Genomic DNA, 17708 nt, shown 5'->3' with positions numbered 1-17708 from the left:
CCAAAGATTGAAGCCACCTTTGGAAAACTCAAAGAGCAACACTTCTTGGTCTCTTCGTTCCCAAGAAGTGTTAAGGGCTACTTTGTGCACTACTTACGAACCCTGCTTGGCTACCAGGTGGTTAATTCGTGATTGGGGTTTTCGTTGATTGACTTTTTATTTGTTTTGTTATATAATTACTACTGTTCACTGTTCGTTTTCATGCGACCCCATGTCGCCCAACCCCGAGGAGAAAAGGTGAGTCCAACCGACTATGCCCGCCTAGCAGGTCAGGCTACGGTTACGGCGGTGCTCGCACCGATCGTCGCCATCGGCACTGTCATCGTGGTCACCCAGCGTCAGCCCAACGACCTTCAGGTCGGCTGGCTGATCTTCCACGTCGCAGTGGTGTGCTGGATCCATCTCGTGGCAACCACCATCGCCATGCGCAACTGCGTCCAGGCCGTCCATCCCAACCCGACCGAGGTGCAGAAGGATCAGTTCCCCGATCTGGTTCGGCGCCACTTCGGCCCCGCCAGATGCGACTTCGTCCTGGGCGGCCAGATGGCCCTCCTGTCCCTGATCCCGCTGCTGGCGCTGCTGTTCAACGACCCCAGTGGTCGCTGGATCGCCGTCGTCGCCCTGCCATTCCTGTTCCTGAGTGCCCATGCCATCCGCCATGGCCTCAAGCAGCCGCGACCCAACTGTCAGGAGATGAGCGTATGACCCAACCCGACCCAACCGACCTGGAACATGCTGTGAAGGTCCTGAGGCCATTCATGTCCGCCCGTGCCAGCTTCGCCGAAGGTATCCGCCTTCTGCTGATAGCAGTCGGAGCGATGTGTGGCTCCATCCTCATCCTCTCGTGGGGCTGGACCGTCTTCGGCATCCTGGGCTTCCTGGGTGCAGTGCTGTGCCTCGGCTTCAGCGCCCACCACATCAAGCTGGGCTTCCGCAGACGGCGCATCGGGCTCTAGCCCTTCGCACGGTGAACGTCCCTTCGGGACCCTGCATCTGCCCTTTGGCAGTCAGGGTTTCCGAAGGGGGCGCCGTGTGATAGCACAATGAAACGTGACAACTGTCACGCTCTCATCCAGCTATCACACGGTTCCCTTCTTTTATACTTACCCCTGTCTCAAATTATTATCTGGCCATGAGCCACACCAGTAGCAAATATGTTATATAGTTAGGATTGTTCATCTGTTGGCATAGGACACTTGTCCCTTAGACAAAGAGGTGGTCAGAATGACCCACGAGGAAAACGAAACGGAAGAAGCAGCAGAGGAAGAGACCAAGCCGTCAGACGCCCTGGCTTCCACCGCAACGTGGTACTTCGTCGGAGGCCTCGCAGCGGCAATGCTCGCTGCCAACAGCACGATGGCCTTGGTGTCTGTCCTTGGAGCTAATGACGTACCCTTAGTCCCCATGGTGGTGGTCACCCTCATTCTGCTCGTCCCCTGGACGCTGTGCACGTACGCCGCCGTGAGGCTCTTTGTCAGTGGAGTGCTCCGCGTTGGGGACGCCTTGCATGCCAGGAGCATGGAGTTGGACCACGTGGTGAAGCAGAAGCAACTCGAAGACCAGCCCGTTCCGCGCAGATGAACAAACCCCTCAGAGGAACCGAAAACTTTAGCACCGCATAGCGGTATAAAATTCGGGAACTCTGAGGGGCATTTGCTTTCGTCCCCTAGGACTCATCAGCACAACTTTTGCGACAGATTCGCACATTTGTGGAGCAAAAAATGACAAAAAACAACAATAAGGAAGGGAAAGCGCCGGTAAGCGCAGAGTTTGCAGGCTGTGATCTCTGCGCTTACCGGTGACTTAGACCAAAGTGGCCCTTATGGCCTTCGCAGGACCAACCGCTTCAGACGCTTCCGCCTGGACAACACGGCCGTGACAGTAGCGCCGTGGGGTGGCATGAACGAGGTGTCTATCATCCCGCCCAGCCTGTTGTACAAACCCTGAAGGTCGTCGTATGACAGCTCGTGCGTGAGGGTCAGTTGGCCGCTGGCGCGTCCCTGCCGGGGAGCTCCTAGATCGACTTCGGGAGGCCCGAGACGTTCCAGTTCACGGCGGGCCGCGGCGATAACGAAGTCAACCAGCTCAGGCCAGTCAGTCAGCGCCTCTCTCAGCTGGTCCACCTGCCATTCGTAGGCGCTGACTGACAGCGACCGATGCTGCCAGTCCGTGACGTTCATGGTCACCACATAGTGGGTGGACGAGAAACACGTGGCCATCAGACTCACGGTGAATTCCATGACTCTCCTTCCGCTTGTTGTTCCTTGTCAAAGAACTTCGAAAGATTTCAACTCCCTGAAGATCACATGTACCATATCACCAGTAGTCAGTATGTCAACCGAGTGTTTCTGGGTATTGGATCGAAAACTGAGAGGTTTCGACTTCTTCCCAATGGGACAAGCATTCTTGCAGGCAGAACAAGCCGATATTCCGCACGTTTTCAGGCACTTCTCCGGGTGGAATGGCTGCAAGCTCCGCCGCAGTGAAGGTCCTGATATCTGCTGATTCGCCTTCGCCGACGGCAGCCGCTGGCGATTCGCGGGCTACAAAGGTATAAGCGATGTCCGTGTGGTGGTGGTCCGTGTCAGAAAATTGGTGCGTCAGAACAGACACTGGGGAGGGATGCAAAATGGCGTTGCCAACCTGCTTGAGCCGCAGGCTGGGCTGTAAGAGTTTTAGCTGAGACATAGCGTACCCAGACTCTTCGGCGACTTCATGAATAAGCGCAGTCCAGATATTTTCATTCAGCTCGACATGGCCACCAAATTGCAGCCACTGGTTCAGCAGCTTGTGCTTGTGCATGATCAGAGCTGGCTCTGCGCCATCCACGCGCATGATATAGGCGCTGGTTGTTATGTCGTGCTGGCCAGAATCTGTATGTATATGAGGCATAGCAGTAACTATACCAGAGGTGCTGCGCAGACTTAGAACCCACCCCAGATCTCCAATTCCGTCCCAAAACCACCCACTCCGGCGACAATCCGTTCCAGTTTCCGAGCCGTAACTACGGTTACGCCTCAAAAACTGGAACGAATTCTCACTCGAAATGGATCGATTTTGGGCTCGAAAGCGAGATCTGGGGTGGGTTCTTAGAAATCAGGCAGATCTTCTGTGGGTTCCAGCTTTTTACGGCGATACATGATCATCCATACCAGTAGTCCAGTCCCTGCCACGGCGTACAGCGGATAAATGATAACGTCCAGGCTCCAGCTGCCGGCCGCGAATATGCTAAGAACGGCGGTCACAAAAGCCAGCTGCCAGGATATGAGTGTTTCAGTGTGAGGTGCATGCCAGGTCTTGACCAGTGTCAGCCAAAAGCCCGCAAAATCCACAATAATCACCAGTACAATCGCAATCAATGGCGTGTCCGTCACCAGCCACAGTACAAGCCCCAACGCCGCTATCACAAATGATATCGTGTCACGCTTATGAAAACCGCCATAGCCATACCATACGGACAACACCGCGATAGCCACAGACGAAGCTATATAGCTCACCGTCACCAACAGCAACCAGCCTGCGTTGGCGTCCATTTGTGCCACAAAAAGTACCCCAAATAAAAAGGCATATATCCACCACATGGCCCGCTCGGGCTTGGTTTTGTGCCGCAAAATATCCCGTACGTACGGTACAAAGCCAACCATGTTCAGGATGCCAGCTGTGATGCTAATGACAGCAGCGAGGTCGTTATGCATACGTCTATTCTATAGCAAAACCCTTCGCCGCCTTATGCCCTTGCTCAGAGATTTGTGAGCTTCACGGGTATCTGCAGAAAATCTTGCAACTGCTGCCCCGCAGCGTCCAGCGCCTTGGCTTGCTTTGGCCCAAAGTGCGTAAACAAATTGAGCTCTACAGTCATAGATTTACCAACTATCCGTTTCCAGCCACCAACCAACTGGCCATCCAGCACTACAAAATGGTAGAAAAAATCAGCGGGTACGGGTCTTTTTTCCAATACCGCCTGGCCGGCTGCGCTTCGTTCTTTGTACGCGATAAGATATTCGTCGTAATTGGGCAGCAAATGCACCAGCGGCGAGCGGATGGTGGTGTCTGCTTGCTTTGCACAGTAATACGTTTTGGCGTCTATCTCTATACGCTGCAAATCTGCCAGTTCAACGCCACTTTTTACATCGGCCGCAGACAAGCTTGACCACCAAGCTAGGTCTTGTACGGTAGCTGGACCATGGGCCGTAAAAAACCGCAGGGCAAACTCTTTCAGGGCCTGTTCTTTGGGCAGAATCTTTGCTTGCGGTGCGCGTTCCGAAATAAGAGCAATGGTGTGTTGCTTGCCCCGCAGTGCGCCACTACACACTACGGCCTCTAGCTCGGCATACATGACCAGGTAAGCCAACCGCAAGCCACTGGCGTCAATCCCCGCGTCGCTAAAAGCTGCTGCCGCTTCTGCCCGCGTGAGCTGTTTGCCTCCTTTGAGCACCTGTTTTAGAACATCAATACCTTTGCGCAGAGTCCCCTCATCCAGCCCCAGCTTTTTGTAGTAGTACTTATTCAGGGCGTGCACTCGTGGTGCGGTGAGCGACTGCATCCACCGGATATCTTCTGGAGCAACAAAATGCCAGGTTGGTCGGAGCATGTGGGTACGCAATATTTTGCCGTCGTTAAACAATCCTGTGACCGATTCGTCGGTTGCGTTCTTGCTACGCAAACCTATCGCCCACTTCGCACCCATAAAATCCTGAGCCTGCATGGCACCCATTTTTCGTACCACATCCTGCGGATTGCCTAGACCCTCAATCAAATACTGATTGTGAAGTCTGTGCGCAGCAATGTCAGTCATGTTCATACTTTTAGTCTAAAGATACTCTGCAATAAGTGCCTTTTTATTTTTGAGTAGGTCGGCGGGCGTTCCTTCGAACATGATCTGGCCGCCCTTGTCACCGCCCTCGGGACCAAGGTCGATAATCCAATCGGCTTGGCGAATAACGTCCACATTGTGCTCGATTGTGATCACTGTATTGCCCTCATTTACCAGCCGGTCGATAAGCTTATGCAAACGCGCAGTATCTGAAATATGCAGGCCAGTTGTCGGCTCGTCCAGGACATAGACGCTGCCTTTTTTGTGCAGTTCGCTCGCTAGTTTTATGCGCTGGCATTCGCCGCCAGACAAGGTGCTCAGCGGCTGCCCGAGTGTCAGATATTCCAGGCCCACATCATTGAGCGCTTGCAGAATTTTGGCAATCTCTGGCAGGTAAAAGAACTCATTAGCCTCGCTCATGGTCAGGTCCAGCACCTCGGTAATTGATTTGCCGTTGTACTTGTAGGCCAACACTTCGTCTTTGAATCGCTTGCCACCACAGACGTCGCACGGTGTTTTGGCATCGTCCAAAAAGCCAAGATTCTGGGTCAAGAACCCAGCACCCTTGCAGTTGTCACAGGCACCTTTGGAATTAAAACTAAACAGCCCGGCGTCAGCCTTATTAGCCTTGGCAAAAGCTTTGCGGACAACATCCATAATGCCAATATAAGTGGCGGGGTTGGATCGGCTGTTAGCACCAACTGCTGTTTGGTCTACCACGATAGCGTCTGGGTGCTGCTTTAGAAATACCTGATGAATCAGTGAACTCTTGCCAGAACCAGAGACCCCCGTGATCACCGTAAAGACTCCAGTGGGAATATCGACAGAGACGTTCTGCAAATTGTTGGCACGAGCGTTTTCGACGCTCAGCTTGCCGGTGGGCTGACGAAATTCTTTCTTGACGGACGCCTGGTCCTTTAAGTGTTCGCCGGTCAATGTCTTGGCCTTGAGCAGTTCTGGATATGTTCCTTCAAAGACTATCTTGCCACCCCCGGTACCCGCCAACGGACCAACGTCCACAACGTGGTCAGCAGCTTTTATAACATCAGGATCGTGCTCTACCACAATCACCGTATTGCCCTGGTCGCGGAGTTTGCCCAACAACTCGTTAAGACGATGAACATCGCGTGGGTGCAAGCCCACACTGGGCTCGTCAAAGATATACATGACATCAACCAAGCTGCCGTTCAGGTGTTTTACCATCTTGACGCGCTGTGACTCTCCGCCAGAAAGCGTATCGGTGGGGCGGTCCAGGGTAAGGTACCCCAGACCAATCTCGACCAAGTTAGATACGCGCTCCATCACTGTCTTGATCAGCGCATGATTTTCCTTGGTCTCGAGTTTTTTAATGACATCCAGAAGCTTATCAACCTGCATAACAGTTAGGTCGGCAATATTGTAGCCCTGGATCTTACTGGCCAGCGCCTTCTGGTTGATACGGGCGCCGTGACAGAGCTCGCACGGGCCCATGATTATAAATGGCCCAACAGCTTTTTGGGTACGCTCCGACATGGTCCTAAAATCAAACTCGATAATATATTTGCGAACAAACTTATCAACGATACCTTCGTGATTTAGCTTCATGCCGTTGCCCAGGTCAACCTTGAACGGCTTGATATGATACAGATCGTCCAGCTCTTTTTTGCTGAAGTCTTTGAGCTTTTTGTCGTTGTCGAACAGCTTGGAATGCTTCACCAGCTTGAGGTACCAACTATTAGTACTGGTGTAGTCGGGCAACCGCAGCGCGCCTTGGTTGATAGACTTGTTCATATCAAAGGCAGCGTCCATGTCGATGCTCAGTTTTTGCCCGATGCCATTGCAGTTTGGACACATACCGGCAGGATCGTTAAACGAGAACATGTTGGCATAGCCCACGTGTGGTTTGCCAAAGCGCGAAAACATCAGGCGAAGCGCCGTGGCAATATCCGTGACCGTGCCAACGGTTGAATGCGAACCGCCGCCAAGCGGCTTCTGGTCCACGATAACGGCCATGCTGAGATTCTTAATATCATCGGCCTCTGGCTGGCTAATACGCGGCAAAAAATTGCGCACGAACATGCTGAAGTTCTCGTTGAGCAAACGCTGCGACTCAGCGGCAATGGTGTCAAAGACCAGACTGGACTTACCCGAACCGGATACACCAGTAAAGATTGTTACTTTTCGCTTTGGGATTTTTAGGCTGACGTCCTTCAGGTTGTTCTCGCGCGCACCGCGAATTTCAATATATTCTTGCACTATAACTCCTTTATAAATAGGCTATTTCCGCGCGGTTTGCCCTGGCTCGAGTAGGACACCCAGTTTTGATACTTCGGCAATGGTACAAACAGTACGATTGAAACAACATGGCCGTCGCTCTCCGTGCTTGAGCTTAGAGAGTGCTGTCTCGATCCGTCGGTTTCGTGTTTCTGGCTGCAGTGTAGCGCGTATCCAGCGTATCCAATCCCAGCGGGCCATCGGCGTGATCTTGGCCCACAGTGCATTCGCCTTTGCATCGGCCGCCAGCGACTCCTGAATATCTGCCGGTACTTCGGGCTCTGGCCACTCCTTGGTCGACTCGATCTCTAGCTTCACCGTGTCGCCTGCCTTCGCGCCAGTGGCCTTGCTCATTGCCTTGTCAAAGCCAAACCAATGACTTCTCCGCCCATCTGGTTCTAGCGCAATCTGAAAGGGAGATCCATTGACAGTCCCCTTGACCATTGTCTGTCCTCTGGATGGCAGCTTTGCGCTGGCGTCCTCGGGCAGTCTCAGAATGGTCCATGTGCCAATGTTGTATAGCTTAGCTTCAAAACTAATTGTGGACATCGCCCTTCTTCTTTCTTTTGCGTTCAGGTGTACAGTTTAATGATATCAGACCCAGGATCACCGCCCGTTACGCTCCGATAAACTTGACCACTACCCAGACTTGTATTTAAATTTAGATACTTAAAGTGGAAAACAAAAACCAGTATGGATGAAACCACCCCTTCACCCGACCCAACGAGTCCTGTTTTTTCGGGTGATCCCGCGCCTTATCCTAATCCGGAAGGAGCAGGTGCTTTTGTTTCCGCCGAAACCGTGGCAGCACAGGTGCTTGATCAGGGTGGGGGCATACCGGAATTTGCCGCCGCACTCCGCCAAGCCCAGACCGACGCCCCAGATCTGCCAGAAACGGGGCTTACGCTAGAGACACACGACAGGCTCAGCGAACAAGAAGTTCGGCTTTCAGGGCTGGCCACTGCGTATACGAAGCGTATGTATGGTGGAAAAGGCGCAGAGCACGATGCAAGCAAGGCGCAACTAGAAAAAACCGCCAGGACGCTAGCCAAGGAAGCCATCGCGAAGGGCGAAGAAATCATCGAGCAGGCCGCTGCCACCATTAGCACCAGACTTGACGAGCTTGTTGCCATCATGCCCGAAGGCGTAGAGATACCACCCCAAGACGATGGCTGGGCGCTGCGGGACTTAGCAAAGAAAGTGGAACTCCCGCCGCTCAAAATCGTTGGTGATACCCTGCCAGGCTCAGGCCGCAGCCCCTTAGAAATGGATGGAGACCAACCAAGTTCAGAGGCCTTGGCGGCCCAGGATGGCATAGCCTTCGCTCGGCTGGGAAGCGCATTACTTTCTTATAAGCATAGTGGTGGCGACACGTCCTGGCTCAGGGCTGGCATCAGCGAGCTACAAGAGCGGACGCATATGGCCCTGCCAGATAGATACAGTGTCCTTGATAACATAGGCAACCCAGAGACCCTACATACTATCAAGTCAAACATGCTCGACGTCATGATAGACGACCAGGTCGATCAGGGATCCGAAAAAGCAGAGTTATTTGGAAGGGTCGCTGCCATTGCCGCCCAAAAGCACGCCGATCGGGAAAGGATACGATCTTTCGAAAGTCTCGACCAAGCTCCACTCTGGTCAGCAGAAATAGCCCTGCCTGCCATAGGGGCAGACCAAGCCATAGAAGAGATATTTAATCTTAGCCAAGAAACCAAAAAGCCGATTCTGGGCTACTACATAGACAACGGGGACGGTACCGCGCGCTTCCTCATGAGCCGCTTCCCCGAGCATCGGGACATACGGCCGCCTATGCTAACAGATGAAGAATGTGATGAAGTGGCCGAGACCGTTGCCGACCGGCTTGATGGAATACGTATCCCCCCAGAGCATACTGAAACGACAACTAATTTTCGCGCTGTCATTGGCTTGCTGAGGGGCGGCTACGATCAAAGCGCCGAGATTCAACCAATCAGCAAAGTAGAAGACGTCATCGGCTCACAGGGCACAGTGACTGCTGGGCACATGATCGATTCACAGTTCGAAAAAGACGACACCGGCAAATTTGTGCAACGCACCCATAACGAACCGGTGGCCATTGTTGAAACAGACAATCTCTACAGTATCGCCCACGCCGGAGATGAGTTAGAGCAACAACACGTTCCCGTAGAGCTGGTTGCCACTGAGTACTTTGTCGACGTCGATGGAGTCAAGAAAGGTACTATTATTCTGAACGAGACGCCCTGGGCAGACGAGCAAAACGCTCAGTAGCAACGCGCGTCAATATTTCGCCCTTGTCCGGAGGAATCACCTGCAGCAAAGGCCATTTTTCTGAGAAAGTTGGTATCTTCGGGGGTTGCAACACGCAGCTCAGCACCTGGCTCCAGTTCTGGGATAGACACCAAGTCACCTGGTTGGTCTATAGGCTGCTCTAATGATGGGGTTTCTACACTCATGCCCAATGATAGCACTTCAGACCGACCACGCAGGGATTCATACATGGGCAATTTATTCAAAGCTAGATCAGCTTAGGGTCTGAATAATCTTTTGAATTGCGTCTTGATATTTAACAGCCGTATATCCCTCTTCCTCAAAATATTCACCACTGCCCTTGTATCGAGCGTCAGTAGCGGAGGCTCTTTATTAGGTATCGGCGCTGCCTTTTTTCCGCCCTGCGTGCTTAAACGGCACTTCACCAGTTTCCTGCAAGGCCTTATAAGCCCTCAAATACCCTAAGCTCTCCAAGAGCTTGTCTGGGGCTGGTCCTTGAGGTGTATGGCGACCATTTTTGAAGTCTCTCACGAACGCTGCTGCAGGTACCGAAGCGCGCCCGTGAGCAATATGTTCGTCAGTTCTTGAGTGCCGCTCCAAGGTCCGTAGACTAACACTTGGGCCTCTGCGCGATACATGTAAAACAGGAGAAAGAAGGCTCTCGGTGTCGGGTCCGCCTCTTCTGCTTATGGTGTTTAAGACATGCCCACCGTATTGGACCAAGATAGCTCGAAGTTCGGGATGCTCGGCTAGCAACGCTTCGATTTCTGCCCTTTCTTGGGCGGCCTGTTCAGCCTTTTCGCCCTCTCGTTGTCTTTGTGCATCTTCCTTGCTTTCGACGTGCAAATCTTCCATTTCGGCCTTGAACTCACCGCCATACCCAAGGTTTATGTAGGCAGCTTCGGTTAGCAGCTTGGGGTTGTTAGTTATGATCGTATCAAAGGCCTGTGTGACAGCGTCAGTATCATGGACAACCAGGCCGTCACAGACCGATTTGAAGTAATTCGTAACGCTGTCTTCTGGTTCTTTTTCTGAGGTACGCATATGTACCAACGCGAGCACGTAGTCACCGTACTGATCGGCGTTTTCTGGACCGACTTCTTCAACCAGCAGGTCGTGAAATTTATCTTGTATCATTTCGGAATATGCCACCGTGTCACTCAGGCTATCCACAGTTATTCCCTTTTTTGGTTCGTACTTGCCATTGACCTGTGCTTCCCACCAATCTGTCTGCTCCTCGGCTGTCTCCATGTTTTGAAAAGGAAACTCAGTCGACGGCAGAAGATCGAGCATAGGACGAAGTCTTTTTTCTACATGCGTTCTTACCCCAGCCGAATGGCGCCCCAGCGTAAAGATTGCTTGCCACCTGGCCGGTAGGTCATCAAGCCTTTCAAAGAACTTTTGGGTGGCAAAATATTTATTCGAACCGCTGTCCTCTTCACTGTCTCCCAGGATTGGGTGGCCGTATATCGTTCTCCAATAAGCTGCTTGAATAAAGGGCTTGTCATCAATTACCTCGTGGACAACATCTGCCCGGGGGTCATCGGCTAATTTTCTTGACGACCAGTAGCGATGAGTTTCGCCAAATTCATCTCCTAGTAATTCGTCTACAGAAGCCTTGTGATTCGTTGGCTGGCTGTGTTTGCTAGCCCAAATGTCAGCGTACTGGGCCGCTGTGCTGAGTGATTCCTCAACAAGGTCTCGGACCTCCATCATAGGTTTGTCTTTCAGCTCGGCTGCGTATTCTTTCAGCTCGGCCTTTGATTGTTCCCGCGGCTCGCCACCAGTCTGTCCTTCATCCATTGCTGTATATATCCTTCATAATCACTACTATAACCGAATCTTTGCTCTAAAAGTAACCACATAATTTGTGAGGGGTGCCACTCAGTAGCACCCTAAGAAGCTAGAGCGGCCTAACACTCAATAGTCTGCCAATGATAACCTAAACAAAAACCCATCTGCAAAGATGGGTTTTTGTTTAGGTGAACCACCTGGATAAAAGGTGGAACTCTATCTATCCGAACCTAGTGACCATGTATCAAAAGCTTGAGAAGTTAGGCTAGAGATTAAGGAACTTTTTCAGCGAGGCTTGTAGCGCTTTGATTTCTTTCTGATCTAACACTCCAAGCTCAGCAATCAAATCAGCTTGGAGCATAGTCGTAAGTCTGTGCACCCGGGCTACAGACAGCTTTAGCAAGCCTGCATGACTCCACTCATTAATGGTCACATCAATGTCCTCACGTGTTGGTCTTGAAGAAACCGGTACAACTGCAATCACCCCGTGCGGACCTTGCGGCTTACTTGCTACAATGACTGGACGAATTTTCGTTTCCGCAGAGTCTAAAAAAGGAAATCGCGCAGTATATACCCCGAAGGCCTTAGGTGCGCTCACGAAAAGTGTACCTTCTTGCCTACATTGACACTATAAATATTTTCTTCACTATCCTTTAAATAATCCTTCCCTATTGCAGCAGATGCCCCCAGTCGAATCTCTTTACGGTCTTCCGCAAGAGTCCCAGCCTTATCATACTCGGTGACAAGTTTAGACAGGCCCAGCTTCAAGATCTCCGGATCAGACAGGGCCGGATAACGTTTTTTTGCCATATCTAAACTTTTGCGAACATCGCTGGTGATTGAAAGTCGAATAGCTGTTGGAGTCGTGTTTTTCATAGTTAAAGTATATGACACTGACTGTCGTTTTACAACAGTCAGTGTCATATCGCATTAAACAGGTCGAACAGCCACAGGCTGTTCTCACCCGATTGGGCAATCGGGGCTCAATACCACATGAGCCATATAAAAAAGCCCAGACAAGCTGAGCTTTTTTATATGGTGATCTCACGGGGAATCGAACCCCGATTGCCAGGATGAAAACCTGGTGTCCTAACCGTTAGACGATGAGACCACGGTGACTTACGGCTACTGAAGTCTGGTGGTTCTGGCATTGCCAGAATGTATGAATGTTTTTGTTTGCCTGGGAGGCAAACTGGCTGGTGCCTAGCCGCTAGGCGATAGGCCATTTATGCGAGTGCAACGAACCGCGTTAGTGTAGCATAACAGAGGTCATATTGCTAGCCCATAAGAAAAGGCCCTGTGCATTCAGGACCTTTTCTGAAAGCGGCCAGTCAAACCGCCCACCTGTTACCTCAATCCCACCCACCATCTCTATTTGCCAGAGGCTTTAGATGCATTAATATTATCATAAATCGTACAAAATGTCAACGGTTACGCGATTATTTAGTCCTGTCTTCAGGGTTCTGAGCTAGCCGCAGCCCCTGCGGCATACGTCTCGTCTTCGGATACGTCAGAGTGTGCGGCATGCCCTTGCCCCTTGATTAGTAGGAAGGAAACCGCTTATGCTTCTGATTTAAGAGCCGAACCCCCTACAGACTGTTTAGCAGGTCGGCGTAAAAGCTAAACTCCACGTAGGTGTGGTCATTTCTGTTTTTTATGTATGGGGGATGAATGTTGCCGTTGGCAAGTGCCCCAAAGTCGTATTCACCTACCACCGGGTCCTCGTCGTTCACAACCAGCCAGGTCGGCACGTTTGTGCTTGATAGATCTTGCATCAGTTGGGGCCCAACTACTGGCATTGCCATGGGTAGGCCAATAAGAATTTGCTGGCCGGGCTTCAAGTCTCTCGAAAGCTGCAGGGCGACATAGGTACCGAACGACTTGCCGATGATACAGTCAATACGCAAGTGCTTATAGGCTTGCAGGGCAGTTTCAACCTCGTGCCGTATCTGTACCTCATCATTCTCAGATACAAGCTCATTTTTTCAGAAATCATACTCGTGAACCGTAATGTTGGCCTCGGGAATAACCTCTTGTAAGCGCTTCTGAAAGTCTATCAACCACCGCTTATTGGATGGACTCTGGCCTCCAAGTAGTAATATCTTCATTTTTCTACTGTAACCCTTTTACGCTCAAAGAAAATAGGGCAGTTTTTCGTCTTGCCCTACGACGGCGCTGTTTGCGAGCAGTGCTTGTTGTCTTCTTAGCGCTCTTCTATGATCGAGGGGTCGCCTTCAAGGACGTAGCCTGCAATATCCTTGTCCACCCAATACCACCGATCACTCAATAGCCATTTGAGGAATTCAGGATGCCTTGTATCTATGGGCTCCTGAGCATCCACAATAGTATTAGGAGCATCTTTTGGGCCAAAATACTTGGGATACTTACGAAGGACCGGGCCCTTGTGTAAACGCGCGTCAATCGCAACCCGAATCGCACTCTGAACACGGGGGTCATTGCACTTGATCTGCAGCCGTGAGTCATGATCTACCCAAGCTTCACCAAGTGTAAGCTCCTCGCGCTGCTGCTTGTCGTTCTTTCTGTAGCCACGTATGATTAGCACTTTCATTTTTCTATGCCCCTTATGATCTCGTTGATCATAGCATAGCGTGCTGGTTGCTTCCGGGAAAGTCGTCCTACATTCGCGATCCAAAACAGGAAGCATTCAGCAAAATCTTCTCGAATGCTGTCACTCGCTCTATCAGATATATACAGTCCTCCCTGACGCAAGGTGTCGTTGAAGAGCCCACCCCACGCGAACCGCTGGCTCCCTGTAAGCAAACGCTCAAAAAGCACATGCCCGCTCTCATGCAAGATTGTCTCGCGATAATCTCGCCGCAAATCTTGATCGTCGAAATCGAAAGGATGGCGAAACAAATGCACGCGTGCTTTCTCCGACACCTTTGGCTTTGCCGCCGTGCGGCCAAGCGCGAAGCTTGCATCAACTTGGTCGATAAAAGCCACACTGTCGATTTGCCCCAGGACAGGACCAGGCACTTCGCGCAACACCTGCTGCACGAACGCCGCGTCGATGCCTTCGGGGGCTCGGTGAAAACCCTTCATCTGGATTTTACCTAGGGGCCCAGGCTGGCTGGCTCGAGTCGTCTTGAGCCGTCTCGGCTTTTGGGTCAGCGCCTGAATCCTCTGATTAATCGATTTCAACTCTCCACGCGCATCTTTAAGACCTGAAAGGAGCGGGTTGAACTGAGTACGCAATTGGTTTGCTTGTGAGTTCAACGCCTTGCATTGTGCCTGCTGAGCCTTTCCTTGTTGGGCCAAGGCACTTGCTGCAGCGCCATCTTCGGCTGCATGCGCGGCTGCAGCCGCATTGTAGCTGGCCCTGAAAGCTGCTGCCAGCCCATCCGCTGCAGTTTTCAGAGGAGCAACCTGGGCTTCAATTTGAGCGTTTTCCGCGTCGTTTTGTTCCTGCAGTTGTGCAACCGTGGCTCGCAGTTGATTCCTTTGCTGAATCAACGCCTGCAATTCGGTCGTCAAAGTACTCACCACCTGGTGTAGAGAATGGACGGCTCTGCTATCAGCTGATTGAACGGTATTTGTACATCTCTTGAATCATCAAAAGACACCAGTAGCTTACGTGAAAGTAGTTAATAATCGAAACTATTGTTGTTGCTGATTTAACTATTAATTCATTTTCTCATTATCGGTGGTGCCGGCTTGTTGTGACGGAGAGTTCACAGAACGAGCAGAGAGTTGTAGCTTAGCCTTGCCAAAGGTAAAGCCAAAAGTGCTGCCATGGCCTTCACGACTCCTGAATACTATGCTACCACCTTGGGCAATAATAACCTTCTTGGCCATAAATAGTCCCAGCCCCGTACCGTCGGGCCGAGCTTTTTTGGCATTGTTGGCGCGGAAAAACTTAGTAAACAGGTGGTGCTGTTCGTGCCGGGGCACTCCGATACCGTCGTCTACGACTTTTAGCGTGATACTGTCCGCCGTTTCCTCCAGCTTGACCTCTATATGCCCGCCGGCGGGAGTGTAGTAAATGGCGTTGTCTATAAAGTTCATGAGCACCTGGCGAATCTTTGTCTCGTCTAGCATAAGGCTCGGGAAATCTTTGGGCTTGGTATAGGCCAGCTTCAGCTCCCGGCCCTCGGCCACTTCTACCAGCTGATCTACCTCGCCTTCAATGACGTCAGCCAAATTAGTGGCGGTAGATTCTATGACAAACTTGCCAGTGCGCAAGCGTGACACGTTCAGCAGGTCAGCAATCAGATAGACCATGCGCTGGCTACTGACAAAAGCTTGGTTGAGCAGCTTCTCTTGTTTGCTGGTTATCTTACCGGCATCGCCCTCTATAACCATACTCAGATAGCCCTTTACGCTTGTCAGCGGTGTACGTAGCTGGTGCGAGGCCATACTAATAAAGTCATCTTTGGTCTCGTCCAACGCCCGAAGCTTTTCGTTAGTCTTTTGCAGCTTATGCGTCGCCCGCTCAATCTGCTCTTGCAGGGTAACGTTGAAGTTCTGAATCTCCTCAAACCGCAAGGCGTTCTGAACAGCAATCGACAAGCTGGCGGCTGCCACATCCAGCACGCGCATGTCTTGACGTGTATAAGCAGCCCCGTCTTGCTTGATATCCAGCAAGCCGCAGCCTACCAAAACGTTGTTTGCATACAGCGGCATGATGACATCTGAAGCAGCTCGCTGCAGCTTTGATTTGAGCTTGCTGTCTTCTAGTTCGTCTTTTGTGAAACACCGCCTTGCATACAATGCGGGCCTGAGCTCTTCGGCCAGTGAGCGGTAGTCCAGACTGGCTTTCTGTTCACCTATGACATGCTTTATTCCGTCCTTTTCCTCAAAGATCAGGAATACACAGTGGGCAGATTTAAGCATGTCATGGAACAACAGAGTAGATTGTCTGAGTAGTCGGTTGATATCTAGGTTTGCAGTGGCAATAGCGTTCATTTGATCAACAAACATTTCCGCATCATAAGCTCCACGAAAGAATATTCTGTCGGTCACCCTAGACAGGGCTTTTCGCAAAAACGGAAAGGTCACTGCCACCACAAATGTCACCGCAATGTTGGTCGCAAGAGTCCTGGTGTTCAAATCCTGTCCCCCCAAGAACAAATACCCAATAAGAATCAAGACCGCCGCATAAAAGGCAGCGATCAAGCCAACCAATGTCACGTATGTGACGCTTCGGGCTAGGACCAGTCGGATATCAAAGAGCTGACGCATGGTGATGGCCAGGTATATGCACAGCACAAAGAAGAACAAACCCAGATAGCCCACAAGATTAAGGGCCACGACGGTAGATCGCTCGGCAAAAAGCTCCGGAAACACTAGGTTGCTCAGCAGATTAGCTATAACCGTTACGACCAGACCCAACACCATGAGTCCTAGCTGCTGCCTCTCGGCGTGGCGAGCAACCCTGTATCCACGAACTAGCAAGATACAGGCACCCAGCAAGTATCCAACCAGCGGAACGAGATACAAGAAAAACAGTGGACTCATATGAACCTCGAGTTCACTCATTGCAACTGACACATCTATCATTGCGCCCGATGCAAGCCCCACAATAAGCAAGGTGTTAAAGATCCCCGCGCCAACAACAAAACGCCTGGATAACAGCACGCGAGACATCTTCATACCCTCAAGCTGCCACGTGGTGACTACCACAAAGGACAGCAAGGACCAGCCCAGCAAGAGCGCAAATATAAAGTCCAGGTAGACAAAAACCTGGGTCAGCGTTGGGTCAACGATATTACTCCCAAGGAAGTTAAAAATTGCCCACAGCCCCACCTTTAGACTAAGGGCAAGAAAAAGTCGGTTCTGAAGTTTTTCTGGATTACGAAGATAACTCAATAACCCGGCCACCATGACAGCTATCGAGCTACAGATAATCAGCCCAAATAATGTGGCGAACATACTCCTATTCTAGGTCGAGTGCTTATGTTTTACCACTCTAATAAGCGTTTGGCTTTTCAAACTGTTCTGTTTGATAGAGTATGTACCGGATCTTCGGGGCAAACTGAGCATACTCGCTCTCAACAATGATCTTGCAGGCCCGCTCTTCTACCCCATGATACATTTCGGGCAGAATATTAATAAGCGAATCAACCGGAGCATACTCTGGTTCGTCAAGCCGAACCTTGCGTATTACTCCCCGGGAATCCAAGGCACCGAGTCGTGTAAGATACCAGGCAGCCGTCAGGAGCGAGCATGGAAACTTATCATGAGCTTCTACATATCTACGATAGCTCTTTGCCAAACGGCGATCTGTTATGTTGTCCAGCAGCTCTCCGGCATTGGCGACCAGGTCGGCCTCGTAGGCCCAATAGGCTGGTAGCGCCTCGCGCTCCTCCAGAAACCTAAAGATGTCATCCGGTCCCAGCGTATGGGCCGTAGGGTTGTAGTTATCTATAAGGATAATCGGCTGCGCCTTGGAACCCATCATCTGTTTGAGGGCCCCTAGTTGCTCGAGGCTATTGGTCTGAATGCCATCTATATCATCGTCAGTATAGACGTGGAAGAATTCAACGCTGTGCAGATGATCGGTGTTGATAGGTACAGTCTGTCTGGAAATAGTAGATGTGGTCATAGGATCTCCGGT

Annotated in this window: 20 protein-coding genes and 1 tRNA gene; 3 read left to right on the top strand and 18 right to left on the bottom strand. The window is 51.2% G+C overall.

All coding sequences use genetic code 11. The features are described 5' to 3' along the window. Positions 1 to 261: 261 nt before the first annotated feature. The gene (locus tag VK694_01495; GenBank protein HTE57391.1) at positions 262 to 756 is read right to left on the bottom strand and encodes a hypothetical protein; all 495 of its coding nucleotides are present in this window, start codon (positions 754 to 756) and stop codon (positions 262 to 264) included. A gap of 2 nt (positions 757 to 758) precedes the next feature. On the opposite strand from VK694_01495, the gene VK694_01490 reads away from it, so the two are divergent. Both VK694_01490 and VK694_01485 read left to right on the top strand, forming a co-directional pair. Further along, positions 759 to 956: a hypothetical protein gene (locus VK694_01490; GenBank protein HTE57390.1), complete on the top strand. Its 198-nt coding sequence runs from the start codon at positions 759 to 761 to the stop codon at positions 954 to 956. Positions 957 to 1224: 268 nt separating this feature from the next. Further along, positions 1225 to 1581 (top strand): hypothetical protein, encoded by a 357-nt coding sequence (locus VK694_01485; GenBank protein ID HTE57389.1) that lies wholly within the window; start codon positions 1225 to 1227, stop codon positions 1579 to 1581. A 239-nt stretch (positions 1582 to 1820) separates the two neighbouring features. On the opposite strand, the gene VK694_01480 is transcribed toward VK694_01485, so the two are convergent. The 6 genes from VK694_01480 to VK694_01455 form a co-directional block, all read right to left on the bottom strand. Continuing rightward, positions 1821 to 2219, bottom strand: a complete 399-nt coding sequence (locus tag VK694_01480) for a hypothetical protein (GenBank protein HTE57388.1) — start codon at positions 2217 to 2219, stop codon at positions 1821 to 1823. Positions 2220 to 2334: 115 nt separating this feature from the next. Further along, a complete protein-coding gene (locus tag VK694_01475; GenBank protein ID HTE57387.1) occupies positions 2335 to 2892 on the bottom strand; it encodes an NUDIX domain-containing protein in 558 nt (185 codons plus the stop codon). Between the two features lie 197 nt (positions 2893 to 3089). Beyond that, positions 3090 to 3695: a hypothetical protein gene (locus VK694_01470; GenBank protein HTE57386.1), complete on the bottom strand. Its 606-nt coding sequence runs from the start codon at positions 3693 to 3695 to the stop codon at positions 3090 to 3092. Positions 3696 to 3739: 44 nt separating this feature from the next. Next, a complete protein-coding gene (locus tag VK694_01465; GenBank protein HTE57385.1) occupies positions 3740 to 4801 on the bottom strand; it encodes a winged helix DNA-binding domain-containing protein in 1062 nt (353 codons plus the stop codon). Between the two features lie 9 nt (positions 4802 to 4810). Beyond that, positions 4811 to 7048 carry an excinuclease ABC subunit UvrA gene (locus VK694_01460; protein HTE57384.1) on the bottom strand — a complete coding sequence of 746 codons (2238 nt, stop codon included), beginning with the start codon at positions 7046 to 7048 and terminating at the stop codon, positions 4811 to 4813. Positions 7049 to 7069: 21 nt separating this feature from the next. After that, positions 7070 to 7615 (bottom strand): YdeI/OmpD-associated family protein, encoded by a 546-nt coding sequence (locus tag VK694_01455; GenBank protein ID HTE57383.1) that lies wholly within the window; start codon positions 7613 to 7615, stop codon positions 7070 to 7072. A gap of 144 nt (positions 7616 to 7759) precedes the next feature. Between VK694_01455 and VK694_01450 the strand changes: the two genes are divergently transcribed. Then, positions 7760 to 9337 carry a hypothetical protein gene (locus tag VK694_01450; protein HTE57382.1) on the top strand — a complete coding sequence of 526 codons (1578 nt, stop codon included), beginning with the start codon at positions 7760 to 7762 and terminating at the stop codon, positions 9335 to 9337. Here the strand turns inward: VK694_01450 and VK694_01445 are convergent. From VK694_01445 to VK694_01395, 11 genes are all read right to left on the bottom strand, one after another. Next, positions 9331 to 9522 carry a hypothetical protein gene (locus VK694_01445; protein ID HTE57381.1) on the bottom strand — a complete coding sequence of 64 codons (192 nt, stop codon included), beginning with the start codon at positions 9520 to 9522 and terminating at the stop codon, positions 9331 to 9333. The genes VK694_01450 and VK694_01445 overlap by 7 nt on opposite strands. Before the next feature lie 187 nt (positions 9523 to 9709). Beyond that, complete coding sequence (locus VK694_01440) at positions 9710 to 11140, bottom strand: hypothetical protein (protein HTE57380.1); 1431 nt, start codon at positions 11138 to 11140, stop codon at positions 9710 to 9712. A gap of 256 nt (positions 11141 to 11396) precedes the next feature. Then, positions 11397 to 11729 (bottom strand): type II toxin-antitoxin system PemK/MazF family toxin, encoded by a 333-nt coding sequence (locus VK694_01435; protein ID HTE57379.1) that lies wholly within the window; start codon positions 11727 to 11729, stop codon positions 11397 to 11399. Continuing rightward, positions 11726 to 12007 carry a hypothetical protein gene (locus VK694_01430; protein HTE57378.1) on the bottom strand — a complete coding sequence of 94 codons (282 nt, stop codon included), beginning with the start codon at positions 12005 to 12007 and terminating at the stop codon, positions 11726 to 11728. Before VK694_01430 ends, VK694_01435 begins: the two co-directional genes overlap by 4 nt. A 160-nt stretch (positions 12008 to 12167) precedes the next feature. Further along, positions 12168 to 12242 (bottom strand) — tRNA-Glu (locus VK694_01425). 478 nt (positions 12243 to 12720) lie between these two features. Further along, entirely contained in the window at positions 12721 to 13038 is a 318-nt protein-coding gene (locus VK694_01420) for a hypothetical protein (protein ID HTE57377.1), read from the bottom strand. 78 nt (positions 13039 to 13116) lie between these two features. Then, complete coding sequence (locus tag VK694_01415) at positions 13117 to 13239, bottom strand: hypothetical protein (GenBank protein ID HTE57376.1); 123 nt, start codon at positions 13237 to 13239, stop codon at positions 13117 to 13119. A gap of 95 nt (positions 13240 to 13334) precedes the next feature. Then, the gene (locus VK694_01410; GenBank protein HTE57375.1) at positions 13335 to 13700 is read right to left on the bottom strand and encodes a hypothetical protein; all 366 of its coding nucleotides are present in this window, start codon (positions 13698 to 13700) and stop codon (positions 13335 to 13337) included. Beyond that, positions 13697 to 14626 (bottom strand): hypothetical protein, encoded by a 930-nt coding sequence (locus VK694_01405; GenBank protein ID HTE57374.1) that lies wholly within the window; start codon positions 14624 to 14626, stop codon positions 13697 to 13699. The genes VK694_01410 and VK694_01405 overlap by 4 nt, the downstream gene beginning before the upstream one ends. 147 nt (positions 14627 to 14773) lie before the next feature. Beyond that, positions 14774 to 17023 (bottom strand): ATP-binding protein, encoded by a 2250-nt coding sequence (locus VK694_01400; protein ID HTE57373.1) that lies wholly within the window; start codon positions 17021 to 17023, stop codon positions 14774 to 14776. Between the two features lie 37 nt (positions 17024 to 17060). Next, the gene (locus VK694_01395; GenBank protein HTE57372.1) at positions 17061 to 17696 is read right to left on the bottom strand and encodes a hypothetical protein; all 636 of its coding nucleotides are present in this window, start codon (positions 17694 to 17696) and stop codon (positions 17061 to 17063) included. Positions 17697 to 17708 lie beyond the last annotated feature (12 nt).

The organism is Verrucomicrobiia bacterium (genome assembly GCA_035489575.1).
Lineage (GTDB): Bacteria > Patescibacteriota > Saccharimonadia > Saccharimonadales > JAGQNK01 > DATHJY01.
Note: the sequence above shows the minus strand (reverse complement) of the source record. Positions and strands in the feature narration are given on the sequence as shown.